This window comes from Microbispora sp. NPDC049633, assembly GCF_040675265.1.
Lineage (GTDB): Bacteria > Actinomycetota > Actinomycetes > Streptosporangiales > Streptosporangiaceae > Microbispora > Microbispora maris.
This window is the reverse complement of the sequence record NZ_JBFAOO010000001.1, coordinates 112,298-137,539: the sequence shown is the minus strand read 5'-3', so window position 1 is coordinate 137,539 and position 25,242 is coordinate 112,298. Positions and strand designations below refer to the sequence as shown.

General features: G+C 70.0%; 23 protein-coding genes, 1 pseudogene and 1 riboswitch. Of the genes and pseudogenes, 9 read left to right on the top strand and 15 right to left on the bottom strand.

Annotation, left to right across the window (positions count from 1 at the left end; all coding sequences use genetic code 11):
- Positions 1–190 precede the first annotated feature (190 nt).
- On the bottom strand, positions 191–571 hold the full coding sequence (locus AB0J39_RS00685; RefSeq protein ID WP_363460293.1) for a helix-turn-helix domain-containing protein: 381 nt from the start codon (positions 569–571) through the stop codon (positions 191–193).
- A 41-nt stretch (positions 572–612) separates the two neighbouring features.
- On the opposite strand from AB0J39_RS00685, the gene AB0J39_RS00680 reads away from it, so the two are divergent.
- On the top strand, positions 613–1,509 hold the full coding sequence (locus AB0J39_RS00680) for an NAD(P)-binding domain-containing protein (protein WP_363460291.1): 897 nt from the start codon (positions 613–615) through the stop codon (positions 1,507–1,509).
- A gap of 275 nt (positions 1,510–1,784) precedes the next feature.
- Here AB0J39_RS00680 and argG read toward each other — a convergent pair whose 3' ends face one another.
- From argG to AB0J39_RS00640, 8 genes are all read right to left on the bottom strand, one after another.
- Positions 1,785–3,233 (bottom strand): argininosuccinate synthase, encoded by a 1,449-nt coding sequence (argG, locus tag AB0J39_RS00675; protein ID WP_346223780.1) that lies wholly within the window; start codon positions 3,231–3,233, stop codon positions 1,785–1,787.
- 180 nt (positions 3,234–3,413) lie between these two features.
- Positions 3,414–4,610, bottom strand: a complete 1,197-nt coding sequence (locus tag AB0J39_RS00670; protein WP_363460288.1) for an ROK family transcriptional regulator — start codon at positions 4,608–4,610, stop codon at positions 3,414–3,416.
- A gap of 221 nt (positions 4,611–4,831) precedes the next feature.
- Positions 4,832–5,023, bottom strand: a complete 192-nt coding sequence (locus tag AB0J39_RS00665) for a hypothetical protein (protein ID WP_363460286.1) — start codon at positions 5,021–5,023, stop codon at positions 4,832–4,834.
- Positions 5,020–5,577 (bottom strand): histidine phosphatase family protein, encoded by a 558-nt coding sequence (locus AB0J39_RS00660; protein WP_363460284.1) that lies wholly within the window; start codon positions 5,575–5,577, stop codon positions 5,020–5,022. The genes AB0J39_RS00665 and AB0J39_RS00660 overlap by 4 nt, the downstream gene beginning before the upstream one ends.
- 10 nt (positions 5,578–5,587) lie before the next feature.
- Complete coding sequence (locus tag AB0J39_RS00655) at positions 5,588–6,328, bottom strand: CbtA family protein (RefSeq protein WP_363460282.1); 741 nt, start codon at positions 6,326–6,328, stop codon at positions 5,588–5,590.
- A gap of 8 nt (positions 6,329–6,336) precedes the next feature.
- Positions 6,337–6,525 (bottom strand): CbtB-domain containing protein, encoded by a 189-nt coding sequence (locus tag AB0J39_RS00650; protein ID WP_363460280.1) that lies wholly within the window; start codon positions 6,523–6,525, stop codon positions 6,337–6,339.
- 34 nt (positions 6,526–6,559) lie between these two features.
- A riboswitch (cobalamin riboswitch) is annotated at positions 6,560–6,689 on the bottom strand.
- A 56-nt stretch (positions 6,690–6,745) separates the two neighbouring features.
- Positions 6,746–7,048: an STAS domain-containing protein gene (locus AB0J39_RS00645; protein ID WP_363460278.1), complete on the bottom strand. Its 303-nt coding sequence runs from the start codon at positions 7,046–7,048 to the stop codon at positions 6,746–6,748.
- Positions 7,048–11,220 carry a SpoIIE family protein phosphatase gene (locus AB0J39_RS00640; protein WP_363460273.1) on the bottom strand — a complete coding sequence of 1,391 codons (4,173 nt, stop codon included), beginning with the start codon at positions 11,218–11,220 and terminating at the stop codon, positions 7,048–7,050. Before AB0J39_RS00640 ends, AB0J39_RS00645 begins: the two co-directional genes overlap by 1 nt.
- Positions 11,221–11,499: 279 nt before the next feature.
- Here AB0J39_RS00640 and AB0J39_RS00635 point away from each other — a divergent pair, with 279 nt between their 5' ends.
- A complete protein-coding gene (locus AB0J39_RS00635) occupies positions 11,500–11,832 on the top strand; it encodes a YnfA family protein (RefSeq protein ID WP_363460271.1) in 333 nt (110 codons plus the stop codon).
- An 81-nt stretch (positions 11,833–11,913) separates the two neighbouring features.
- Here AB0J39_RS00635 and AB0J39_RS00630 read toward each other — a convergent pair whose 3' ends face one another.
- The 3 genes from AB0J39_RS00630 to AB0J39_RS00620 form a co-directional block, all read right to left on the bottom strand.
- Positions 11,914–13,095 (bottom strand): ring-hydroxylating oxygenase subunit alpha, encoded by a 1,182-nt coding sequence (locus AB0J39_RS00630; protein WP_363460269.1) that lies wholly within the window; start codon positions 13,093–13,095, stop codon positions 11,914–11,916.
- A 78-nt stretch (positions 13,096–13,173) separates the two neighbouring features.
- The gene (locus AB0J39_RS00625) at positions 13,174–13,767 is read right to left on the bottom strand and encodes a TetR/AcrR family transcriptional regulator (RefSeq protein WP_363460267.1); all 594 of its coding nucleotides are present in this window, start codon (positions 13,765–13,767) and stop codon (positions 13,174–13,176) included.
- A gap of 77 nt (positions 13,768–13,844) precedes the next feature.
- Positions 13,845–14,570, bottom strand: coding sequence for an alpha/beta hydrolase (locus AB0J39_RS00620; protein ID WP_363460265.1), 726 nt, complete (start codon positions 14,568–14,570; stop codon positions 13,845–13,847).
- Positions 14,571–14,731: 161 nt separating this feature from the next.
- On the opposite strand from AB0J39_RS00620, the gene AB0J39_RS00615 reads away from it, so the two are divergent.
- Positions 14,732–15,550, top strand: a complete 819-nt coding sequence (locus AB0J39_RS00615; protein ID WP_363460263.1) for a helix-turn-helix transcriptional regulator — start codon at positions 14,732–14,734, stop codon at positions 15,548–15,550.
- An 82-nt stretch (positions 15,551–15,632) separates the two neighbouring features.
- Here the strand turns inward: AB0J39_RS00615 and AB0J39_RS00610 are convergent, their stop codons facing one another.
- Positions 15,633–16,673 (bottom strand): LacI family DNA-binding transcriptional regulator, encoded by a 1,041-nt coding sequence (locus AB0J39_RS00610; protein WP_363460261.1) that lies wholly within the window; start codon positions 16,671–16,673, stop codon positions 15,633–15,635.
- A 168-nt stretch (positions 16,674–16,841) separates the two neighbouring features.
- On the opposite strand from AB0J39_RS00610, the gene AB0J39_RS00605 reads away from it, so the two are divergent.
- The gene (locus AB0J39_RS00605; protein WP_363460259.1) at positions 16,842–19,133 is read left to right on the top strand and encodes a glycoside hydrolase family 9 protein; all 2,292 of its coding nucleotides are present in this window, start codon (positions 16,842–16,844) and stop codon (positions 19,131–19,133) included.
- A 171-nt stretch (positions 19,134–19,304) separates the two neighbouring features.
- Here AB0J39_RS00605 and AB0J39_RS00600 read toward each other — a convergent pair whose 3' ends face one another.
- On the bottom strand, positions 19,305–19,487 hold the full coding sequence (locus tag AB0J39_RS00600) for a hypothetical protein (protein ID WP_363460257.1): 183 nt from the start codon (positions 19,485–19,487) through the stop codon (positions 19,305–19,307).
- A gap of 514 nt (positions 19,488–20,001) precedes the next feature.
- Here AB0J39_RS00600 and AB0J39_RS00595 point away from each other — a divergent pair.
- The 4 genes from AB0J39_RS00595 to AB0J39_RS00580 all read left to right on the top strand — a co-directional run bounded on the left by AB0J39_RS00595 (position 20,002) and on the right by AB0J39_RS00580 (position 24,177).
- Positions 20,002–20,580 carry an RICIN domain-containing protein gene (locus tag AB0J39_RS00595; RefSeq protein ID WP_363460255.1) on the top strand — a complete coding sequence of 193 codons (579 nt, stop codon included), beginning with the start codon at positions 20,002–20,004 and terminating at the stop codon, positions 20,578–20,580.
- A 548-nt stretch (positions 20,581–21,128) separates the two neighbouring features.
- Positions 21,129–21,353 (top strand): hypothetical protein, encoded by a 225-nt coding sequence (locus tag AB0J39_RS00590; protein WP_363460253.1) that lies wholly within the window; start codon positions 21,129–21,131, stop codon positions 21,351–21,353.
- A gap of 1,545 nt (positions 21,354–22,898) precedes the next feature.
- Positions 22,899–23,576 (top strand): C39 family peptidase, encoded by a 678-nt coding sequence (locus AB0J39_RS00585; RefSeq protein WP_363460251.1) that lies wholly within the window; start codon positions 22,899–22,901, stop codon positions 23,574–23,576.
- A 16-nt stretch (positions 23,577–23,592) separates the two neighbouring features.
- A complete protein-coding gene (locus AB0J39_RS00580) occupies positions 23,593–24,177 on the top strand; it encodes a hypothetical protein (protein WP_363460249.1) in 585 nt (194 codons plus the stop codon).
- Positions 24,178–24,213: 36 nt separating this feature from the next.
- Here AB0J39_RS00580 and AB0J39_RS00575 read toward each other — a convergent pair.
- Positions 24,214–24,745, bottom strand: a pseudogene (locus tag AB0J39_RS00575) (transposase); the annotation flags it as partial.
- Between the two features lie 116 nt (positions 24,746–24,861).
- On the opposite strand from AB0J39_RS00575, the gene AB0J39_RS00570 reads away from it, so the two are divergent.
- Complete coding sequence (locus AB0J39_RS00570) at positions 24,862–25,071, top strand: helix-turn-helix domain-containing protein (RefSeq protein WP_363460247.1); 210 nt, start codon at positions 24,862–24,864, stop codon at positions 25,069–25,071.
- Positions 25,072–25,242: the final 171 nt, after the last annotated feature.

Here is a 25,242-nt window from a genome sequence, read left to right as displayed (position 1 = left end):
GCGAACAAGGCCGCGCTACCCGCGCAAAGAGAACGTATGCACTGTGCAAAGAAGTGTCGACAGCCGAACGCGCCGGCCTACCCACCTTTTTGTGGGTACTTGTCCGCACTGCCGGGGCGGCGTGAAGCTTGGTTCCGGGCGGCCGGAGGGCCGGCCCGGCTTCAGGCGGAACGGAGGTGCCGGCGGTGTGTCAGGAGACCGACCCAGTCTCCGCCGGCCTCTCCGGGGCCGGCATCTCCAGGGCCAGCCTCTCCAAGCGGCGGTGTCCCCAGTCGGACAGCGGCGCCAGCGCCTCGGACAGCTCACGGCCGAACTCGGTCAGTGAGTACACGGTCTTCAGCGGGCGGCCTTCGTGCACCTCACGGTGCACGAGCCCGTCGGCCTCCATCTCCCGGAGCGTCTGAGTCAGCACCTTCTCGGTGAGCCCCGGCAGCCGCCGGACCAGCTCGCCGGGGCGACGCGGCGCGGATTCCAGGAGCCAGAGCAGGATCGTCTTCCATTTGCCGTCGATCACCGCGATCGCGGCGGTCACCCCGCAGACGTTCGGGTCTTGGGCACGGCTACGCGTCATCGTCCATCCCGCTCAGCTGTCACGCACACAGGAGTTGAGACTTGATCCAGCACACCGACCAGTCTGCCGTCACCGTGCTCGGCCTGGGCCCGATGGGCCGGGCCCTGGCCGGCGCCTTCCTGGACGCCGGCGTCCGGACCACGGTCTGGAACCGGACACCGGGCAGAGATCGCGGGTTGGCCGAGCGGGGCGCGGTGGCCGCCCCCACGCCGGAGGCGGCGGTCGCGGCGAGCGGGCTGACCGTGATCTGCGTGGTGAACTACGACGCCGCGGACGCCGTCCTCCGGCGCGACGCGGTCACCGGCGCGCTGGGGGGACGCACGCTCGTGAATCTGACCGCCGACACCCCCGACCGTGCCAGGAGCACCGGGGCCTGGGCGGCCGAGCACGGCATCGGCTACCTCGACGGCGCGATCATGACGCCGACCACGACCATCGGCACCCCGGCCGCGGTGTTCCTCCACAGCGGCCCGGAGGAGCTCTACCGGCGGCACCGCCCGGTGCTGGACGCCCTCGGCGGCACGCACACCCATCTCAGCGAGGAGATCGGCCGCGCGGCGGCGTACGACATCGCGCTGCTCGACGTCTTCTGGACCGCGATGGCGGGCTACGCGCACGCGCTGGCGGTGGCGCGGGCCGAGGGGGTGACCGCCCGCGAGCTGGCGCCGTTCGCCAAGGGCATCGGCGCGATCCTGCCGCCCCTCTTCGAGCAGGCGGCGCGGGACGTGGACAGCGGCGCGTTCCCCGGGGAAGGCAACCCGATCACCTCGGCGGTCTCTTCCATGGCCCACATCGTCCACGTGTCCGAGGCGCACGGCATCGACGCGAGCGTGATGCGCGCGGCCGAGGGCTGGGCACGCCGGGTGATCGACAAGGGCCACGGCGCCGACGGGTTCATCCGGATCACCGAGATCCTCAATCCCCGATTCCTCGTCTAGCGCGCCGCCCACGGCGATCACCAGGCGGTGTGGGGAGCGGAACCGCTCTCGCGCCGCCACCGGCGATCGACGGGCGCTTGGGGGGCGGAACCGCAGGAGTGAGGACGGGGGCGTCTTCCGGCGCGGTGGCCGATCCGGCCAGGCCTCGTGGTCAGGAATCACCGGCGAGGACGCGCTGAGGGCACCCGGCGAGCTGAGAGCGCCCGGCGAGCTGAGGGCACCCGGCGAGCTGAGAGCGCCCGGCGAGCCGGGCGCCCTCGGCGAACGTCGTGGCCTCAGTCGGTGCCGAGCTCCATCGCGGCCTGGTCGAGCAGCTCCTCCTCCGTGGGAGCCTCGCCGCGAGAGGCGATCGCCTCGGCCCCGCCCTCGGCCATCGCGCCGATCAGGCCGGTCGAGGCCGCCTGCGCCGCGCCGATCAAGGCCGGCTGCTGGGTGCCGACCATGCCGAGCCTGGCGTACTGCTCCAGCTTGGCGCGAGAGTCGGCGATGTCGAGGTTGCGCATCGTGAGCTGCCCGATGCGGTCGACCGGGCCGAAGGCCGAGTCCTCGGTGCGCTCCATCGAGAGCTTGTCCGGGTGGTAGCTGAACGCCGGTCCGGACGTGTTCAGCACGGAGTAGTCCTCACCGCGCCGCAACCGCAGGGTCACCTCACCGGTCACCGCCATGCCGACCCAGCGCTGCAACGACTCGCGCAGCATCAGCGCCTGGGGGTCCAGCCAGCGGCCCTCGTAGAGCAGCCTGCCCAGCCGCCGCCCCTCGTTGTGGTAGGCCGCGAGGGTGTCCTCGTTGTGGATCGCGTTGACCAGCCGCTCGTAGGCCGCGTGCAGCAGCGCCATGCCCGGCGCCTCGTAGATGCCGCGGCTCTTGGCCTCGATGATCCGGTTCTCGATCTGGTCGGACATGCCCAGGCCGTGCCGCCCGCCGATGGCGTTGGCCTCCAGCACCAGATCGACGGCGGAGGGGAACTCCTTGCCGTTGATCGTCACCGGACGCCCCTGCTCGAAGCCGATCGTGACGTCCTCGGTGGCGATCTCGACGGCGGGGTCCCAGAAGCGCACGCCCATGATGGGATCGACGATCTCGATGCCCGTGTCGAGGTGCTCGAGGGACTTGGCCTCGTGCGTCGCGCCCCAGATGTTCGCGTCGGTGGAGTAGGCCTTCTCCACACTGTCCCGGTAGGGCAGCCCGTGGGCGAGCAGCCACTCGGACATCTCCTTGCGCCCGCCGAGCTCGTTGACGAAGTCGGCGTCCAGCCACGGCTTGTAGATGCGCAGCGAGGGGTTGGCGAGCAGACCGTAACGGTAGAACCGCTCGATGTCGTTGCCCTTGAAGGTGGAGCCGTCGCCCCAGATCTGCACGCCGTCCTCGAGCATCGCGCGCACCAGCAGCGTGCCGGTGACGGCCCGCCCGAGCGGGGTGGTGTTGAAGTATGTGCGGCCGCCGGACCTGATGTGGAACGCCCCGCAGGCCAGGGCCGCGAGCCCTTCCTCGACCAGGGCGGCCCGGCAGTCGACCAGCCGGGCGATCTCCGCGCCGTACGCGGTGGCACGCCCGGGCACCGAGACGATGTCGGGTTCGTCGTACTGGCCGACGTCTGCGGTGTAGGTGCACGGCACTGCACCCTTCTCCCGCATCCACGCGACCGCTACCGAAGTGTCGAGGCCACCGGAGAAGGCGATCCCGACACGCTCGCCGACAGGCAGAGAAGTGAGCACCTTGGACACGACTAGAATATATACACGGGAATGCATGATCATGCAATCCGGTGCGTACGCAATCTCGCCGGCGGCCGAATCCGGGGGGACGAGTGCCGGGGGTTCAGGGTGCCGGGTGCGGGGGCGCGGGGGTGCCTGGATGCCAGGCGGATGCGAGTGCGGGGCGCGAGTGCGAGGCGGGAGCGCCGATCACCTGGCGACCCCGTAGACCTCCTCACTCACGAGTCTGGCCGCGCCGATCACGCCGGCCTGCGGGCCGAGTTCGCTCATCATGATCGGCAGATTCCTGGTGGCGAGCGGCAGCGAGCGCCGGTAGATCGCCCCGCGGATCTCGGCGAGCAGGACGTGGCCCAGCAGCGTGAGCCCGCCGCCCAGCACGATGAGGCTCGGGTTGAAGAACGACACCAGGCCCGCCAGCACCTCGCCCACCCGCCGTCCGCCGTCGCGCACCATCTGGACGGACGCCGCGTCCCCGGCGCCGACCGCCTCGCCCACATCCGCGGCGGTCAGCGTCCCGGTGCGTTCGAGCAGTTCCCGCAGCAGGGGCGAGCGCCCCGACCGGGCCACGGCGAGGGCGTCGCGAGCGAGCGCCTCGCCGCCGAAGGACGCCTCCAGGCAGCCCGTGTTGCCGCACACGCAGACGGCGTCCGAATCGGCGACCGGGATGTGCCCGATATCCCCCGCACAGCCGTCCATGCCGCGATAGAGCCCGCCCTTGGCCACGATTCCGCAGCCGATACCCGTGCCGACCTTGACGAACAGGAAGTTCTCCACGGTACCCGCCGCACCGGCGTGTTGTTCACCCAGCGCCATTACATTGACATCGTTGTCCAATAAAACCGGACAATCGAAGCGTCGGCCGAGCAGATCGCGGGCCGGATAACCGTCCCAACCCGGCATGATCGGTGGCGACACCGGGATACCCCGGGAGAAGTCCACGGGGCCGGGCACACCCACGCCGACTCCCAGCGGCCTGTCCACTCCCAATTTCACGAGCAGCCGGCGGCTCTGTTCCGCGGCGAGTTCGAGCACCGGCTCAGGTCCCCGGCGTACGTCGCATTCGGTGCGTTCGAACGCGAGAACTCGCAGCCGGCCATCGGTGACCGCGGTGGAGACGGAGGTCGCGCCGATGGCGATGCCGACGAACCGAACGTGACCGGCGAGATCGATGACGGTCGAGCGGCGGCCCCCGCGAGACGCGGCCGGTCCGATTTCCTCGACGAGATGAAGCGCCGTGAGCCGGCCGAGTTCGGTCCCGATCGTCGTTCGTGACACTTCGAAGTGTTCCGACAGCTGAATGCGAGATTGCGGACCGGCGTCCCGCAATCGCGTAAGGATTTTGGCCTGGAGCCGTGTTTCGGCTCGCCCTGGCACCGAAGTCTCCACAGGCCAAGTTTCTCATCGGGTGACGCCTCATTCATCATCCGTTCGAAACTCCCGGTCCGGCCGGAAATCCGGCGCACTCCCGCGTCGGAGAAGGATTGGGAAGAAGTGCAGCCTGATCCCGGGCGGCGTACGGCGAGGAAAACGCGCATTCGCGCATGTCGGCGGAACTCGGCCGGCGCGCGGGAGACACCGGGCGCCTTTCGCCAGGCGCGCGGCCGAAGTCAGCCGTCGGCCGGCTCGGAGAGTGACCGCCGTTTCCGCCAGGTGTCCGGCCGTCCGGCGTGGCCCCGCCCGCGCTCCCGCACCTCGGGGAGCACCGCCAGGGTGACCCGGAGCGCGCCGAGCAGGCGGGGAGCCGGTGCCGTGACGGGGGCGCCGTCGCCGCCGGGCTCGCCGCGTTCGCGCGGGCTCACGACGGGACCTTCCGGTTGACGTAGGCGACCCGCCAGCCGTCCCGCGTGGCGAGCAACTCGGTGACCGACAGCGGCGCGAGATCGAAGAGGGCGGCGCCCGGCGGATCGAGCCCCAGCGCATGACCGATCGCCGCCCGGATCGTGCCCGCGTCGCACACGGCGACGACCCCCGGCTCCGCGCGCATCAGGTCGAGCCAGCCGGCGACCCGCGCGGCGTGCGCGCTCAGGCTCTCGCCGCCGTGCGGAACCACGTGGGGGTCGGTCAGCCAGCTCACCAAGGCGTCCGGCTCCTCCCGCGCGACCTGCTCGTACGGCAGACCGCGCCACCGGCCGACGTCCGCCTCGGCGAGCGCCGGCGCCACCCGCGCCCGCAGGCCGATGGCGGCGGCGGTCTGGCGCGCGGCGACGGCGGGACCGGCCCACCCGGCCGAGCCCGCCGTCAGCGGAGCCAGGGCGGCGGCCCTGGCCAGGCTCGCCGGGTCGGCGTCGCGATCGGTCAGGGGAAACCGGGCGGCCCGCATCTCCGGCGTGGTGGCGTGCCGGACGAGCAGCACCGTGCCCGGCTCAGCTCTGCGTGGCGGCGGTGGCCGGGACGGCCCGCGCGCGTCCCGCCGCCCGGTCGCTCACCCACCCGAACAGCACCCCGAAGGCCGTCCAGAAGACCAGCTGAGTCCCCAGCGACGCGAGCCTGAACTGCCACAGCAAGGTGGCGGGGAAGCCCTCGGGCACCTCGTCGACGGTGGGCAGCAGAATCCAGGCGGCTACCACCGGGACCAGGAACGCCAGCGCCGCCGCGGTCCACCGCGCCCAGGGCCCCGCGGTGACTCTGCGCGCGGTCGCCACCGCGATCACCGCCGCGGCGAGCCCGACGAGGACCATCACCAGGTAGAGCACGGTGCGGCTGTTGATTGTCTCCGGGTCTCCGACGGCCGGCGGGTTCGCCGGATATTTCACGAACGGCACCAGAATCATCGCCACGAACGCCGTCCCGGCGGCGGCGAGCGCCAGCCCGCCCTCCGACCGAGGGCCGATCCGCCCGCGCAGCGCGGCGTACGCGAGGGCGAAGATCCCTCCCACCGCGAGCCCGTACAGGCCGGTGGCGAGGAACAATCCGGCCTTCTGCACCGGTCTACCGACCAGTTCCTCCTCGCCGTGGTCGTGACCGTGACCGTGCGCGGCGTGGGCCTCCTCCAGCGCGATCGCGCTCTCGACCCGCGGCTCGCCGACGACGAAGGCGAAGCCGCCCGCGATGAATCCGGCCAGCAGGCCCAGAAGCAGGCCCCTGACCACCAGGGTGCGTACCACGCCCGCGCCTAGTGGCAGGGCACGCCGAGCAGATGACGCCCGTCGTGCATGAGCTCGTGCAGATAGGCACCGGTCTGCGAGATCGCCCCGTTGTCCATCAGGACCAGGTAGGCGATCAGCAGCAACACCGGCACGGTCAGCAGCCAGAGCCTCAGCCGAGGGATCGGGATGACAGAAGAAGTGGACATTCCACTCATACAGGCCTCCTCAGGGATGACGCGTCCCACCATGCGAGGTCACGAAGGCCCAAGCGACCTGGCTCCCGGGATGTGCGTCCCGGATACAGTGGCGCGTCCGCACCGGCATCTCACCGGATTTCCCTTGGACGATCGTGAAATCTACCGGAACGTATCCCTTCCTCCCGTTCGCGTCAACCCTCCACGGAGGTGCCTACCGGTCAGACCGCAGGACCCGGCCTCACCGGGCGTCGGGATCGCCGTCCCGGACGGTGGCGAGGTCGGCGAGCCCGGAGATGGTCAGGACGGGGCTCAGCAGGGGGTTGGCGATGAGGGTGATGCGGTCGGCGTGGGCGAACAGGACGCTCAGGCCCGCGCTGTCGAGGTATTCGACGAGGGTCAGGTCGAGGACGACGGGGCCCGGCGTGCGGTCGAGGGCGGCGGCGAGGGTGTCGGTGTTGCTCATGTCGATCTCACCGGCGACGGTCAGCAGGGCGGCGCCGTCAGGGCCATGGCCGGGGGTGAGGGTGAGCGGCGTGGTCATCAGGCGATCCTCATCTGCATGTCGACGGTGGTGCCGGACGGGCCAGGGGTGATGGTGACCTGCTGCATCATGGCGCGCATGAGGGCGACGCCGCGGCCGCGGTGGCTGTTCACCTCGGGTTGCGGGGACTTCCAGCGGCCGGTGTCGGCGACGGTGAGGCGCAGGTTGTCGACGGACGCCTCGGCCCGGATGCGGACGACGTCGCCCGGAGCGTGGCGATGGCCGTGCTCGATGGCGTTGGCGCACGCCTCACCGGCGGCGACCAGGACGTTCTGCACGATCTGGGCAGGCAGGTCGCACTGGCCGAGCCAGCTCCGCAACGCCTTGCGGACGGGCGCGAGCTGCGACGACTCGGCGGGGAACGTCATCTCCAGCGGGGCCGGGTGCCGGTAGAGCAGCAGAGCGACGTCGTCGTCGTAGCCGTCGGCGGGCGCCAGGCGGATCATCACCTGCGTGGCGAGGTCGTCGACCGCGACGTTCCTGCCGTCCTGTACGGCTCGGCTGGCCTGGTCGATGCCCGAATACAGCGAGCTGCGACGCCGTTCGACCAGGCCGTCCGTGTAGAGCATGAGCGTGGCACGCGCGGGGATGACCGCCTCGCCCTCCGGGCGCGTCGCGCCCGGGCGGACGGCGAGGGGGACGGAACGTCCGCCGTCGAGCAGGCCGGTGCTGCCGTCGGGGTGGGCGAGGATGCCGGGGGGATGTCCGGCGCTGGAGTACGACAGGTGCCCGGTCTCCGGGTCGAGGACGCCGCAGAAGACCGTGGTGCACCGGGCTCCGGGGACACCGGCGGCGAACTGGTCGAGGGCCATGAGCACGCGGGCCGGGCTGTCGTCCTGCAGGAGCAGCGCGCGGCAGGCGCTGCGCAGCTGTCCCATGACGGCCGCGGCCTCCACCCCGCGACCGACGCAGTCGCCGACGACGATGCCGATGCGTCCGCCGGGCAGGGCGATGGTGTCGTACCAGTCGCCGCCGACCTCCAGTGGCCGGGTGGCGGGCTCGTAGCGCACGGCGAACCCGTCGGGCAGCTGGGCGGGGCCGAGGATGGCGCGCTGCAGCGCGATCGCGGTCTCGCGTTGCTGGTCGATCTGGTGGGCGCGGACCAGTCCCTGGGCGAGCCGCCCGGCCAGCAGCGACAGCAGCAGCTGGTCCTCGGAGGTGAACGACCGGTCGCCCAGATCGACCCACAGCGCCATCGGGCCGTCGGGGTGCTCCAGGAGGATGCCGACCCCGTCGCGCTCGGCGATCGGGGTGAGCAGCGGCCGCTGCGGCATGCCGGCGAGCGTCCGGCGGCGTTCGGCGGGCAGCCCCCGCCAGTCCACCGAGGGGTCCGTCGCGATCAGGGCCGGCTCTTCGTCGCCCTGCCTGAAGACGGCGGCCAGCACTGACTTGGCGCGCCACAGGTTCCGCAGTTCCTCCAGCGCGCCGGTCAGCGCGTCGGACAGGCTCCCCGCCTGGGACAGGCCCGTGCTCAGGGATGCGAGGGCGCTCTCGCGCTGGATGGCGTAGTGCTCGGCCGTGACGTCGCGAAGGGTGCCGACGACGACCCGGCGGCCGGTGTCGGGGTCCTGTGCCTGGTTGAAGGTGACGCTGATCCACATCCGGTGCCCGTCGCTGTGGGTGACGGGGATGGTGTAGCTGCCCTGCCCCGGGCCGAGGAGGCCGCTGAACGCGTCGGCGACCTGCTTGTGGGCCTCGGGGTCGCCGGCGGCGTCGGGCCACCAGGGGTGGATCGGCGTGTAGGGCAGGTTCTCGGGGCCGTAGCCGAGGATGTCGGTGAACGCTTTGTTGATCTCGACGACGGCGCCGTCCTCGTCGCAGACGAAGAACCCCTCCTGCAGCGAGTTCACCAGTGCCGTACGCCAGCGCGCCTGGTGCTGGCGCAGCCGCGCCATGTCCATGGTGGCCCGCAGCCGCGCGAGCAGCTCCGCGGCGGCGAAGGGCTTGACCAGGTAGTCGTCGGCCCCGGCCTGCAGCCCCTCGATGGACGCCTCCTGGCCCGCCCGCGCCGACAGGAGCACGACGGGCACGGTCGCGGTGCGTGGATCGGCCCGCAGCGCCGCGACCAGGGACAGGCCGTCCAGGCGGGGCATCATCACGTCGCTGACCACCAGGTCGGGGGCGTCCGCGCGGATGGCGTCCAGGGCCTCCATTCCGTCGCCCGCGGTGCTGACCTGGTAGCCGACGCCCTTGAGGAGACGGACGAGATACCCGCGCATGTCGGCGTTGTCGTCGGCGACCAGCACACGCGCCGGGGTCGCGGAGTCCCCCGAGCGGGCCGCGAGGCCCTCGTGGGACACCATCTCCATGGCGGTCCCGGCGGACTCGCCCCGGTCGTCCGCGGGCAGCCAGCGCAACGCCTCTTCGACGTAGGGATCGGCGACGGTGCCGCCGGCGCCGGTGCCGGCCGTCGTGATGGCGTCCTCGGGCAGATGCGCGGCGCCGTACGGCAGGCGGATGGTGAATCGGGTGCCCTCGCCCTCGGTGCTGTCCGCGGTGATCGTGCCGCCGTGCAGGCCGACCAGCTCCTGCACGAGTGCCAGTCCGATGCCGCTGCCCTCGTTCGACCGCGAGCGGGCGTTCTCGATGCGGTGGAACCGCTCGAACAGCCGGGGCAGCTCCGTCGCGGGGATGCCGATGCCCGTGTCGGTGATGGTCACCACCGCGTGGCCGGCCTCCCCGCGCACCTCGACGCCGATCGAGCCCTCGAAGGTGAACTTCAACGCGTTGCTGAGCAGGTTGAGCACCACCTTCTCCCACATGCCGCGGTCGATGTAGACCGGCTCGTCCAGGGGAGAGCACTCGACCCGGAACTCCAGCCCCGCCTTGTCGATCGCGGAGCGGAAGAGGCTCGCCAGCTCGGCGGTGACCATGGCCAGGTCGACCGGTTCGTAGCTGGCCTGCATCCGGCCGGCTTCGATGCGGGAGAAGTCCAGCAGGGTGTTCACCAGCTTGCCCAGCCGCAACCCGTTGCGGCGGATGACCTCCAGCTCCTCGCGCACGTGCGCGTCGGCTTCCTGGAGACGGCCGCGCAGCTCCTCCACCGGCCCCATGATCAGGGTCAGCGGAGTGCGGAACTCGTGGCTGATGTTGGAGAAGAAGACCGTCTTCGCGCGGTCGAGCTCGGCCAGTTCCTCCGCCCGCCGCTGCTGGGCCTGGTAGCTGCGCGCGCTCGCGACGCCCGCCGCTACGTGCCCGGCGGCCAGCTCGATGAACCCGCGGTACGCGTCGTCCAGGCGGCGGTAGCGGTTGAGCGCGGTCACGAGGAACCCGTACGGCGCACTGCCCTGCTGGAGCAGCGGCACCACCAGCGCCTGTACGGGCGGCTCCGACCAGTCTCCGGACGGGAGACCGGCGTACGCGGCGCCGTCGAGCGGGACGAGCACCGGCTCTCCCCGGGCCAGCACCGTCGAGGGCCAGATCGCGTCCGGATCGCCGGCCGGCAGTGTGAGGGGGGCGACCGGATGCCCGGCGGCGATCCCGGTCACCCCCGCCAGCCGCACGCCGCCGCCCTCCTGGTACAGGTAGGTCAGGGTGAACGGGAGGTCGTGAAGGTTGCGGCCGAGCTGCCGGCAGGCGAAGGCCAGCATCTCCTGCTCGGTGCGGACCACGCTGGGATCCGAGCCGAGGTCCCGCAGGGTCGCCATGCGCCGCTCGCCGATGACCCGCTCGGTCTCCTCGCTGACGACGCACAACATCCCGACCACCGCGCCGGAGTCGTCCCGCAGGGGACTGTAGGAGAACGTGTGGTAGGTCTCCTCCGGGTAGCCGGCCCGCTCCAGGAACAGCAGCAGCGCCTCGTCCCAGGTCGCGTTCCCCGTGGCCAGCACGGCCTCGATCCGGGGGCCGATGTCGCCCCAGATCTCCGCCCACACCTCGCTGGCGGGCCGGCCCAGCGCCCACGGGTATTTCCGGCCCAGGGTGTCGCGGCGGTAGGCGGCGTTGCAGAAGAACGTCAGGTCCGGCCCCCACGCCATCCACATGGAGAACCGGGACGACAGCAGGATGCTCACCGCCGTCTGCAGGCTCTGCGGCCACTCCTCCGGCGGTCCCAGGGGCGTCGCGGCCCAGTCCACCAAAGCCAGGTCCCGGCCGATCTCGTCGTCGGCGGCGAACACCCCGGCGCCTGCCACTGTCCGCGGCTGCTGCTCAGCGTCCTCGCAGCGCGTCACTCGACACCCCTCCGTTCACGCCGAGCCCAGCTCACCCGCGCCGGACTCCCGTACCGTGCCGTTGCCACGCGGCGGGCCCCGCTGATGTCCGGGGGAAGTCGGTGACACGTGCGCAGCAGGATACCCCCCCGCCGAAGGAACAGGGATGAACCACCATAGAAGGCACATCGGGGATTGCCTCCTGTACCGACGTGCAGACTTACCGCCGGCGTGGGCGGGCGGGGCCGCCTGCGGCTGCCGCAAGCAGGAGACAGTGGCCGTTACTCTACAGTCGCAGCCGTGACCGTCGCGCGTTCTCTCCTGTTGTTCGTCGTCGCCGCGCTCGCCGAGATCGGCGGTGCCTGGCTCGTCTGGCAGGGAGTGAGACAGGAGCGCGGGCTGCTGTGGGTCGGGGCGGGGTTCGTCGCCCTGGGCCTTTACGGGTTGGTGGCGACCTTCCAGCCGGACGCCAACTTCGGCCGGATCCTCGCCGCCTACGGCGGCGTGTTCGTCGCGGGCTCGCTGATCTGGGGCATGGTTGTGGACGGCTTCCGCCCCGACCGCTGGGATCTGATCGGGGCGGCCGTCTGCCTGCTGGGTGTCCTGGTCATCATGTACGCGCCGCGCGGCTAGATCGCGTCCCGGGCGGTCGTGCCGAGGCCTCCGCCGGTCGGTGCGCAGGTGATGATGACGGGCTTCGGCACGGCCGTTCCTCTAGGCGGTGGGAGTGGCGTCCGCGTGGTCGCGCCCGGCGGGGGTCCCTTCCACCCACGACCGGTAGGCGTCGAGGACGAGGCCGTGGAAGTGATGCACGCCGTGCTCGGACAGCCCCGAGCCGGACGGGTCGTAGACGATGCGGCCCTGGTCGAAGGCCGGGGTGTTCATGCCGCGCTGGACGCTCTCCACGATGGTGATGTCCTGCTGCTGCAGCACCTCGTCGATGTACCGCACCGCCTCCACCTCGGCGCCCATGAGCTCGGGCGTCTCGAAGTAGAAGTCCCAGGTCTCCAGGGTCCGGTCGGGACCGGCCGGAATCACCTGCAGGACCATGAAGTTGCCCCGGCCGGGGTAGCGCAGCAGACAGGTGTTGGGCCACAGCCACCAGACCGCGTGCTCCGTGACCGACGCGCCCGCGACGTCGTACGCGGCGTTCTCCTGCTTGCCGGCCTCGGCGAAGTGGCTCGACCAGATGCCGTGCGTCTTCACCTCGTAGGTGTCCATGTCGACGAGGTCGACGAACTCCTTGTGGGCGACGTGGCAGTGGTAGCACTCCAGGAAGTTGTCGATGACGTTCTTCCAGTTGGACGCGATGTCGTAGGTCAACCGCTTCGCGAGGGTCAGCTCGGCCACGTCGGGGGCCCACCTGGCGATCTCGGCCGCCAGGTCCCCGGCCTGCTCGGCCAGGGGAGCGGCGCCCGGGTCCAGGTTCACGTAGACGAAGCCGCCGAACTCCTCCACCAGCACCTGGTCGAGACAGATCTCGCTCTTGTCGAAGGTCGGCATCCTGTCGGCGCGGCGGGCCGCCTTCAGCCGACCGTCCAGGTCGTAGGTCCAGGCGTGATACGGACAGACGATGTTGCGCGTGGTGCCGGAGCCGGTGAGCAGCTCGTGGGCGCGGTGCTTGCAGACGTTGTAGAACGCGCGCAGCGCTCCGTCACGATCGCGCACGATCGCGATCGGCATGCCGGCCACCGTGGCCGACACGTAGCTGCCGGGTGACCGGAGCTTCTCCACGTGGCAGACCCACTGCCACGTGCGGGCGAAGATCGCGCGAACGTCGGCCTCGAGCCACCGCGGGTCCGTGTACGCCTCCGACCGCAGCGACATCGATCGTTCGGGGTCCTGGTGGAAACCGGCGCCGACGCGGTGTACGTCGGCCATCGTGACTGGCGCCATGATCGGAGCATACGATCGCCTGAACGATCGTTCAATATGTTCCTGAACGATCGTTCAGATTCGCCGGCGGGCGGGCGGTCAGCCGGCGAGCGCGATCTCCTCACAGCGGCGGACGCTCCTGTCGATCGAGTCGCGGTCGAGCCCAAGCAGGGCCGTGAGCCACAGGCCGTTCTGGATGACGTCGATGTCGGCGGCCCGCTCGCCGCACTCGTCGGGTGACAGCCCGGGGCGGGCCGCCTGTATGAGGGCGGCCAGCCCGGCACGGTAGCGGCTCTGGGCCGCCGTGTTGATGCGCTCGAAGTCCTCATGGGCCTGGGCGAGCGCCCAGAGCTGCAGTCGCAGAGACAGGTATTCCGTCGTCAGGAACTCCGGGTCGGCCACCCGCTTCAGCGCGGCCCGCAGCCGCTCCTCCGGCTCCAGAGTGAGGTCCGGCTCGACCAGCGCGATGTCCTGCTCCTCGATGCGGTGCAGGGTGGCACGGATCAGGCTCGTCTTGTCCTCGTAGTGGTAGTTCACCAGCCCCAGCGAGACCCCTGCCTCGCGTGCGACGGCACGCATGCTGACGCCGGATATGCCCTGCAGGGACAGCAGCCGGAGCGCCGCCTCGAGGATCCGCGCCTGCCGGTCGACTTTCTCCTCGGCGTCCACCGCGCGCACCGGCCTCGGGCTCACGTCCACAACCTTAGTAGCGGCAGGAAGGTCCCACCGACGAAAGGCGGAGATCGGCCAGGGTGCCCCTGTCCGCGGGGTCAGCCGAGCTTGAGCAGCAGTTCGGTGAGCTCGGCCGGCATGGTGATCATGCAGTCGTGGCCCGTCTCCAGTTCCCACACCTGCGCCGGGCTGCCGTTGGGCTGTGTCGCCGGGACGGGCCGCCGCTCGATGCCCTCCGGTACGCCGGCGACGCAGTGGATGTGCGTCCGCGCGATCGCGCGCACGGCCGGGTTGTCCAGCCGGACGGGTTGCCGCAGGCAGAGCACCGACTGATCCGACAACATCGTCCGCAGCCACGCCACGTCCGCCGGGTCGGTGACCCCGAACAGGCCCAGGGGCGGCGGCGACTCGGGCATCGGCGGGATCCGCCAGCCGGCCCCGGACTCCGCGGCGCGGTCGATGAGAGCCTGGGTCACGGGTTGCACGTCGACCGCGCTCTCGCCGTCCTCCGGGACCATCGCGTCGAGATAGACGAGATGGGCGATCCGATCCGGGATCCGGTTGGCGGCGGACGAGACGACCAGCCCGGCGTAGCTGTGGCCCACCAGGATCACGTCGGTGAGGTCCTCCTCGATGATCAGTCCGACGACGTCGTCGACGTGCGTGTCCAGCCCTACCTCGGGGCCGAGCAGATGCGCCTTGTCGCCGTGGCCGGTCAGCGACGGCGCGACCACCCGATGCCCGGCCGCTGCCAGCAGCGGGACGACCCGCTCCCAGCATCGCCCGCTGTGCCAGGCCCCGTGTACGAGCAGAAAGGTCGACATGGTGTGGCTCCTCGGTTCGTGGAAGGGACCACCAGCCGATTCAGCCGGCGTTCGTCCCGGAGGTGAGGTTTCCGCCGGCCCGCCGACAGAGCCAGAGTCCCCGCGATCCTGGGGGTGACAGGACCAGGCACGCACGAAACCGCGCGACCTACAGTGGGGCCATGAGCGGCGAGTCCAACCTCCTGGGCGATTACGTACGCGCCCGCCGGGAGCTCGTCACGCCCGAACAGGCCGGTATCCCCTCCGTGGGCGTACGGCGCGTGCCGGGCCTGCGCCGGGAGGAGGTCGCGATGCTCGCCGGCATCAGCGCCGACTACTACCTGCGCCTGGAACAGGGCCGGGACCGCAACCCCTCCACGCAGGTCCTCGAGTCCCTCGCCCGCGTGCTGCGGCTCGACGACGACGCGACGGCCTACCTGCTCCGTCTCGGGGCGGGAAAACCCCGGCGGCGACGGCGGCCCCGGAAGGAGACCGTCCCTCCCGGCGTCGCCAAGCTCGTCGCCGCGCTCCCGCTCCCCGCGTACGTGGAGGGCCGCTACTTCGACGTCCTCGCCGCGAACAGGCCGGCGACCGCTCTGTCGCCGCGACTCGTGGCGGGGCGCAACCGCCTGCGCGACGTGTTCCTGGACTCCGCCGAGCAGGCCCTCTATCCGGACTGGGAGGACGCCGCGCAGGGCATGGTCGCCGGCTTCCGCGAGTCCGTCGGCACCGACACGGACGACCCCCGATTCATCGAACTCGTCGGCGAACTCTCCCTCGCCAGCCCTCTCTTCAGCAGGCTGTGGGCCCGCCACGACGTGAACACCTGCGAAGGCACGCCCAAACACATCGAGCACCCTCAGGTCGGTGGCCTCCGGCTGAACCGGGAGCGATTGGGCGTCAGCGGCGCGACAGGTCAAACGCTCGTCGTCCTCCACCCGGACCCCGGCACCGACAGTGCCGACAAGCTGGCTCTCCTCGCGTGCATCCTGCCTGCATGACCTCGCCCACGCTCGGCCGGGTGGGTTCAGCCTCGTAGGCAGTGGTCGCGGGTCGTTCTCCTGCGCTTCCGCCTGCCGCCGGTCAGGTCGGTGCGGCGGTGCTGCCGCGTACGACCAGGTGGGTGGCGAGCTCGATGCGGTGATGTTCGGACGTGTCGCCCGCGCCGACCGCCATGACCAGTTCCGCGGCGGCGGCGCCCATCTTGGCCAGCGGCTGATGCACGGTGGTCATCGGCGGGTCCGTCCACTGGGCGAGCGGCAGGTCGTCGAAGCCGACGACGCTGAGGTCGTCGGGCACGCGCAGCCCGGCCCGCAGGGCTGCCTGGTAGATCCCGAGTGCCTGCAGATCGTTGCCGGCGAAGACGGCGGTGGGCCGGTCGGGGAGGGCGAGCAGCGCCTGCGCCTCGGTACGGCCGGTCTCCACGTAGAGCGGACCGGTCCGCAGGAACCGGGGGTCGACGGGCACGCCCGCGGTCTCCATGGCCGCGCGGTAGCCGTCGAGCCGGGCACGGCAGCACATCAGGGTCGCCGGGCCGTTGATCATGGCGATCCTGCGGTGCCCGAGCTCCAGCAGGTGGCGGGTGGCCGACAGTCCCCCGTTCCAGTTCGTCGCGCCGACCGAGGGGACGCGATGGCTCGGCTCGCCGTACGGGTCGAGCGCGACGAGCGGGATGGACCTGCTTGCGAGCTGCGCGTGCTCGTGGTCGCTCAGCTCGGCGGAGACGGCGATCACACCGGCGGGGCGCCGGGCCAGGACCTCCTCGATCCACTCGCGGTGCGGCGAGTTGTGTCCGTGCATGTCGGTGACAGCCACGGTCAGGCCGTGGGCTTGGGCGACCTCGTTGACGCCGCGGATGAGCTCCAGCGCCCACAGACTGTCGAGGGCCTGGAAGAGGACCTCGATGATGGCCGCGGACTCGGTCCTCTCCGGCCGGCGCTGCCAGCCGTGCTCACGGATCAGCTCCTCGATCCGGCGCCGAGTGGCGGCTGACACGCCGGGGCGCCCGTTGATCACCTTGGACACGGTCGGCGGGGACACCCCGGCCAGTCTGGCGATCTGCGCGACCGTGATCTCCTGGCGGCGCCGCGGTCCTAGCTCAGCGGGAAGGCTTGTGCCGGTCACACATGGAAGTTTAGGGATTTCACGACAGCATTCGTGAAATATTCAGAATCATTCGTCAGCTCGATCCCAGGACCTGCGGAAACGAAACACGTCCGGCTGATGAATGTCCTCCGGCAGATCTCGCGCCCATGATGCGATCACGAAACATAAAGGCCGGAGGTGTTAATCATGAAAAAGCCAGGCTGGACGCGTCGCCCCAGAGCGGCGCTGTCCCTGGCGCTCGCCGTCGGTGCGGCGTCGTTCGCCGTCGTGACCGCGACGAGCCCGGTGCACGCCGTCGCGCGGCCGCCGCTCGGGCAGAACATCAAGGTCAACCAGGTCGCCTACGCGCCGGGCCTGCCCAAACAGGCGACCGTCGTCACCTCCTCCGCCTCGCCGCTGACGTGGAACCTGCTCGACGGCTCCGACCAGGTGGTGGCGACCGGGACCACGACTGTCTTCGGGCAGGACGCGCCATCGGGCGACACCGTCCACAAAATCGACTTCTCGTCGTACACCGGGACGGGTACGAACTTCGTGCTCACCGTGGGCAACGAATCCAGCCGGCCCTTCGACATCGGAGCGGACGCCTGGAAGAAGCTGCCGTACGACGCACTCGCGTTCTTCCACCATCAGCGCAGCGGAATCGCGATCCAGGCCCAGTACGTGGGCAACCAGTACGCCCGGCCCGCCGGGCACGTGAACGTCTCGCCCAACCAGGGCGACAACAGCGTGCCCTGCCGCACGAGCTGCGGATACACGCTGGACGTCCGCGGCGGCTGGTACGACGCCGGCGACCACGGCAAGTACGTGGTCAACGGCGGCATGTCGGCCTGGCAGCTCGTCAACGTCTACGAGCGGGCCACGTATGTCTCCGGCGCCGACCCCGCGGCGTTCGGCGACGGCACCATGGCCGTTCCGGAGCGGGGCAACGGCGTGCCCGACATCCTCGACGAGGCCCGCTGGGAAATCGACTTCATGCTGAAGATGCAGGTCCCGAGCGGGAGGCCGCTGGCGGGCATGGCACACGCCAAGATCCACGACCAGGCGTGGACCGGCCTGCCGATGCGGCCCGACCAGGACCCCCAGCCCCGGCTGTTGTCTCCGCCCACCACCGCCGCCACGCTGAACCTCGCCGCGTCGGCCGCGCAGTGCGCCCGCGTGTGGGCCTCCATCGACTCGGCCTTCTCCAGCCGCTGCCTCACCGCCGCGGAGAGGGCGTACGCGGCCGCCAAGGCCAACCCGTCCATCATCGCCCCGAGCAGCGACGACCAGGGCGGCGGGTCCTACGTCGACACCAAGGTGACCGACGAGTTCTACTGGGCGGCCGCCGAGCTGTACGTCACCACGGGCAAGCAGACCTACCGCGACGACCTCACCGGCTCGTCCCTCTACTACGGCAGGAGCTTCACCAACGAGGGCGCGCAGTGGTCGGAGGTCGGCTCACTCGGCGACATCACGCTCGCGCTCGTGCCGAACGGCCTGACCTCCACGATCGGGACGCAGCTGCGCAACCGTTTCGTGAGCAACGGCGACACGTTGCTCACCGCGATGCGCGGCCAGGGCTACCCGGTGCCGTTCGCGCCGCCCGGCGGAGGCTACATCTGGGGCTCGAACAACCTGATCCTCAACAACGCCGTGCTGCTCGCACTCGCCTACGATTTCAGCGGGCAGGAACGCTTCCGCACCGGGGTGTTCGAGACGATGGCCTACGAGTTCGGCCGCAACCCACTGGGCCAGTCGTACGTGACCGGGTACGGTGACCAGCCCTCGCGCAACGTCCACCACCGCTTCTGGGCCCACCAGCTCGACTCGTCGCTGCCCATCGCGCCGCCCGGCGCGCTCGCCGGCGGCCCCAACAGCGGGCTGCAGGACCCGGTCGCCCAGGAGAGGCTCAGCGGGTGCAGGCCGCAGAAGTGCTACCTGGACGACATCAACGCCTGGTCGGTCAACGAGGTCGCGATCAACTGGAACGCGGTGCTCGCCTGGGTGAGCGCCTGGACCGCGGAGAAGGTCGGCACCTCCGTGAGCCCGTCACCGTCGCCCTCGGCTTCGCCCAGCCCCAGCCCGTCCCCGTCCCCGAGCCCGTCCCCGAGCCCGTCCCCGTCGCCGAGCCCGTCCCCGTCTCCGTCGCCTTCGCCTTCGCCTTCGCCTTCGCCTTCGGCGGGCACCGCTAAGGCATGCACCGCGACGTACGCCGTCACCAGCCAGTGGCCCGGCGGCTTCGGGGCGACCGTCACCGTGAAGAACACCGGGACCGACACCACCAGCGGATGGACGGTCGCCTGGACCTTCCCCAACGGCCAGGCGATCACGCAGCTCTGGAACGCCTCCTACGCGGTGAACGGAGCGACGGTGAAGGCCACGAACCTGTCCTGGAACGGCACGCTCGGCGCCGGCGCGTCCGCCTCGTTCGGTTTCAACGGCTCCTGGAACGGCACCAACTCGGTTCCGTCCCAGGTGACGTGCACCCCCGCCTGACGAGCACCCCCGCCTGACGAGCACGGGCCCCGCGCAGATCCCGCGCGGGGCCCGATCACCCACGGCGAGCCGGACGCAGCGGCATGCTCGACCGGCATCACTTCGCCACCCGTGCCCAGGCCGTCAAGAGCCCGGCCAGTCCCAGCAGATCGGAAAGGTACTGCTGATCGCCTACATCGAGGGGGCCAAAGCCTCGGATGAGACGTTAGTGACGCCGGCGGGCTGGAGCGCGTCGAGCTGGGTATCCAGGGCCGCGCCCGGCCTGCGTGCGGCTGGGGTGGCGACGGTGAGGACCTTGGCGAGCGCAGGCATGGCGGAGGGCATGTTCCAGGACGGGTATTTGTGGTCGACCATGCGGAGGACTGTCAGGGTGGTGACAGGACCCCGACCGGAACGGGCGGCCGGTAGGGCGTTCGTCGCCTTGCTCTCGGCTTGTTCCTCGGCGACTTGACGTCCACAGGGGGACCCGACCGAGGTCGAAGCCGAGACAGGTAGCTGTCACCGTGGCCGGTAGTGACACACGCCTACCAGTATTGATTACTTAGAGTTGCAGCTAGCAACTTAGAGTGATCGACGTCTTGGAGTGATTGGCGTCTCGGGTTGGAGGACCATGCCTGTCTCCGTACGGCGCACCCTGGCGGCCATCGCGGCGCTCCTGGCCACCACCCGTGTCGGCGGAAACAGACTGCGACACCCGCACCGAGGTCCCGATCGAGGACGCGTCCCCCCGCCTGTCGGTGGGCCCGCCGCAAAGGACGCCCTGGATGGCATCGCTCACACCTGCCCCGACCAGTCGCTTCCCGCCCGGCTGCCCCTCTCGCGCCCCGCACCTGACAACCGATCAGTTACCGGCAACGAAAGGACCATCGTGCGCATCAGCACCGCCACCACCGCCGTCCTCACCGTCACCACCTGCCTGGCAGGCGCTCTGGCCCTGGGACCGGCACCGGCTTCAGCCGCGCTGACCCGCGACCAAGACCTGATCAACAAGACGAGTGGCGGACGGCTGGCGCTGTTGGGCGACAGCACCGCCGAGGGTGCGACCGCCATCACCCTGCGCGACCCCGCATGGAACTACCGCACCGAGGTGTGGGAGGACGACTCCACCTGGCAGGCCGATGGGACCGGCACCTGGACCACCGTGTTGAGAAACCAAGCCGCCAACAAGTGCCTGCAGCCCGCAGTCGCCGCTCCCCAGCGCGGCACCACCATCATCGTGAAGACCTGCGACGGATCCGACCTGCAGAAGTGGATCCTGCAGGGCGAGAAGGTCGACGGGAAGTACACCGGCTGGTGGATCTGGCGGCCGAAGGTCAACAAGAACCTGGCCATGAAGCTGAACAGGTACAACGACGGTAGCTGGGACACCTTGCACCTGGACACCGCCTACCCCAGCTCCGACCGCCTGTGGCGCATCGCCCCCAACGACGCGCCCTGGCACCTCTGAGATCCCCGCTCGCCCTGGCGCGGGCGCTGCCGGGCTGCTCGATCGGATTCCTGCTGCCTGACACCCCGGAGGAGCAGGGGCGCGGGGAGCAAGGTCGCTGGGGCGCCCGCTGCCGGTACGCCGCCGAATAGGCCGCGGTCAAACTCCGCTGGCACCTGTCGGTGGGCCCCGCGGCAAAGGACGCCCTGGCCGCCATCGCCCGCGCCTGCCCCGACCAGCCGCTCCCCATCCCGGACCGCTGGCCCCCGTCCGGCCCCTGACGACCAAGGCCGTCGAGCAACTCGGCCCCGAGCACGCCATCGAGGGAAACATCGAACGGGCGACCGGCGATGGGTGGGAGCCCGTGAGGGCTCCCACTCAAGTGCTTCCGGCTGGCCTATGGGTGGAACAGCGCGGAGAGGGCCGTCCAAGCCCTGCACCGGTTGTGCCAAGACCAGGGGCTTGGCGCGCGTGGCCTGACCAAGCGATCCTGGCTTGACTGGGAGAGCGGGCACCGGCCGGGCGCGGACTACCTCGACCTGCTGTGCCGGCTCTTTCGGACGAGCCCGGTGGAGCTCGGCTTCGCCACCGACTACACGCCGGGTGTGAAGACGTCGGTCCCCGTGACGGAACGAGAACTGATCATGAGTGTCGCCGGCGAATCCAGCGACCATGCCGCAGAGATCGAAGCCGCAGCCGGCGGACCCAACGCCTTGGAGCAGCTCAGCGACGACATCATCCGCCTGGCCCGTGCACACGTGATGCGCCGCCGCTGCCGCTCTTCGGGGAGTTGACCCGGGTGCGCAACCGTACGCACCGACTGCTGGAGCGCACGCGGAGTGCGAGGCAGCAGCACGAGCTGTACCTCGCGGCCGGGCAGCTCTGCGGGCTGCTGGGCAGCGCGAGCTTCGACCTCGGCTACCCGTATGCGGCGGCGGAGCAGGCCAGGGCCGCCCGCGTCTACGGAGAGGTCATCGGCCACAGCGAACTGTCGGCCTGGGCCGATGGGTTGCTGGCATGCGTGGAGTTCTGGGCCGGTCGCCCGGCCCAGGCGCTCCGGCTGGTGGAGCGAGGGATGGCCATCGCTCCCCCCGGTACGACTCGCGTGAGACTGCTCAGCATCGCCGCCCGAGCGTCCGCCATTCTCGGCGACAGCGACGGCACTCCCAACGCGATTCTTGCCGCACGGGACGCTCGGGGACCACAGGGGGAGTTGCACGAAGGTGTGGGCGGCGAGTTCGCATTCGACGAGGCCCGCGAAGCCCTTCTGCGCCGGATCCGCCTACCTGAACGCGGGCATGGCGCAAGAAGCCGAGGCAGAGTGCGAACGAGCGCTCAGCCTCTACAGAGCGGTGCCCGTCGAGCAGCGGTGGTACGCCGCCGAAGCAAGCGCCTGCGTCGACCTGGCCGCCGCCCGTCTCCTGAGCGGCGCCATCGACGGAGCAGCCGATGCACTGTCTCCTGTCTTCGCCCTACAACCGGACAGGCGCGTGGAGGGCCTGATCAAGCGCATGGGGCAGGTCCGCGCCTCTCTCGCGTCTGTCACATCCTGCGAGGCAGGTTCCTTGGCGGAGGATATTGAGGTCTTCTCGACGGAGACCGCTACCCGGATGCTTCCCGCTTCCTTCTAAGCGCTTCCGTGCGGGCAGTCCATGGCGGGACCTGCCCGCGGAGTACGGGCCGCGGTCCGCCCGGTCGGCCACAATCGGGACCTGTACAAGGATTGCGACACGGCTGAGCACTGCATCAATCGGATGAAGAAATGGCGTGGCCTGGCCTTTCGCTTCGACAGAATTTCCAAGAGCGATCTCGCCGGCCTTCACATACGTCTTGCCATTGTGTGGATCCGTATCCTCCGGCCCGCTTGAAGATGCGAAATCTGTCAGGCCCTAATCTCGGTACTATCGCCTGGCCAAAGCTGACACAAATGCTGCGCCGGTGGCCGGATCAGGCCACGGGACGGAGATGTTTACGTCAGTCCTCTTTCGAGGCAGAGGGACGGAAAGTGGCAGAGCGATGCGATCCCCGGAAGGCCGAGGCGTGGGCGCTTTCGACCCGGACCTCGCGGTTCGCGCTGAGGTAGCAAGTCCGTGCGGGGCGCGGCCGGTCGCGGCCGGAGCGGAAAGCAGAGACGTAATGAGCGGCCCCCAATTAAGATGCGAGCCCCACTCTGTTTGTTTCGGTGCAACCTTACAGGTTGTGCTTATTGTAAGCGCAGTTGTGGCTCTCTTAACATCACTGGCGTGGGCCCTCCCGGGCCCCGGCCAGGAGGCGCAACGATGGGGTTGCCACGGGAATACGGCGACGACGTAACCGGCATAGCGAAGGGATGACGCCGCGTGTCACAACCAGACGAAAGCGTGATGATTAAGAGTCTCGGCTCAACATACTGGAGCTGGCGTCAATACCAGGAAAAGACATACTGGTGTTGGAACGCGACAACGGTCAGCATCGCGAACTTCTACGCCAACGCGCGAGCATGGACCCAGTGCGGGTTCGCCACCGCGGTCCTCAACAGGAAAGACTCCCGGCTCGCCGCCCAGCAACCGTTCCAGTGCTGCCCGGATGGCGCGTTACGCGGGGACTGCAACCAGGGCTGGTGGCCGGATGCCGGGCCGCTGCAGCAAGCCGGGGTCTACGTCCCGGCCCCCGAAGATGTCAGGAATTACGTCGATTGGGTGGAGGCACCCGGGTGGGTGCAGGTCAGAAGGTTCCCGGCGTTGACGAAGAACGAGGTCAAGGCGGAGATAGACGCCGGACGCCCGATCATGATGAACATCGGCTGGGGTGGCAACCTCTCCGGCCACATCGTCAACATCTGGGGGTACAGCTACCGCCCGGAGACCGGTGAACTGGTGCACGTCTGGGTGCATGACCCGTGGCAGGGCACTCACGGGACATACGCGGGCCAGGAGAACGATCCCATCATGTGGGTCGCGTGGGAGACGCTCTTCGGCGGCTACCCGGGCGGCCCGAACGGCACCTGGAACAGGACCTTCAAGACTCGGCGAAACTAGCCTCAGGGAGCATGCGATGCCGTTGAACATGCCTGAACCGCCGGGACGGATTCGGGAGGAAACACGCTCCCAGCTCGGCCTAATCGCCAGAGCCGGCGGAGAGGGCCCGAAACTGCTGGGCGAAATTTCCCCGGATGACGTGGAGGTGTCCACCCCCCACCGGGTGTTCGCCCTGCTCGTCAAAGACATCGAGGCCGGCGGCGGCCTGGAAGTGGCGCAGCCGGTGGGCTGGCGATTCCTGCTGGAGTCCGGCGGCAATGTGCTCGCCGGCGCCGAAGTCGCCGAAACGCCGGACCGAACCTTCCCGCCAACGTTCTACAGAAGCTCATCCGTCGGAGCCACCGCGACCGCGGTCAGAGCCGCACGAGCCCTGCCGCAGCTCGCAATGGCCGGGTTCGATCTCCGGCTCCTGCAAATCCCCGAGCTTTACCAGACCGCCCTGTGGTTGCACTCACCCAACACCGACCTGCTCATACCGCTGGCACCCTCCCCGATCGGGCACGAAGGCCAGGTCACACCACCACCGGTGTTCTTTCGGGAACTCGCCGTCCGTGCCCAGGAGTTCAGAGCCCACCAGCCCCGCGACCGGGAGCCGACCTAGGGCCTGTACGGGGTTCAGATCTTGAGGAGGCAGGCTGATCCCCAAGATGGCACCTCGTAAGTAGAGGCCGGTGAGATAGCTCTCGGGCGTCTTGTCGAAGCGGAAGACCAGACCACACCACTCCTTGATCCAAATGATGCAGCGCTCGGCTTGTTGCGTTCCTTGTACAGGTCCCGGTCATGGCTGACCGGGCGGCCACCGCGTGACCCGCGTTTCTTGCGGTTGGCCGCTTGGTCGGCCTTCTCGGAAATCACCGCCCGGATGCGGCGCCGGCGCGGTTCGCGGGGGAGGAGTACGCCTTAGCGGCGGCCATCGCATCAGGGCGGGTACGCGGGCGGCCGATGCGAACCCGGACCTTGATGTCGGCCAGGACGGCCCGAAACTGCGGGCTGTCGGAGGCCCGACCGGGCGTCACGACGAACGACAGCGGGCGGCAGTACCGGTCAGCGGACAGGTGAATCTTGCTGGTCAGGCCGCCGCGCAAGCGGCCGAGCGCGGCCGTTTTCAGCCGTGCACGACGCCGCAGCCTCAGGCGCCGGCGTTCGGCCTGAGTCCCGTTTGCGTCCTCGTCGGGTCGGCCTTCGCCGGCGTCACCTGCGGTGCCCGCCGGTGAACCCCCTTTTCCTCCTCGGCACGCCTGCTGGCTGCCGGAGCGGAGAGAGGAAGGGAGGCAGAGTGACGCCCATGACCACCGAGGAGGTACGTGCCCTCCCTGCAGTCGTCCCTCTGCTGACCGCCGCCCGCGCCCTCGGGCTCAGTCGCAACACCGCCTACCGCCTCGTCGAGCGCGGTGAGTTCCCCTGTCGGGTGATCCAGGCTGGCGAGACGTACCGCGTTCCTACGTCTGACATTCTCCGGGTCCTCGGGTTGGTTCCTGACGCCACAGTCGAATAGGTCGGGCCGCATACAGCAGTTGCGCCTGTCGCGTCGTACCTGTAGCCGTTCGGCCTCCTTCACGACTTGCCGTCAGCGGCGCCATCGTGGGACTGGCGACGGAAGCCGCGCTGGGCGGCGCGGCAGGCCAGCGGAGGTTTCGACGGCGATCAAGTCGTCTGCGATGTCGTA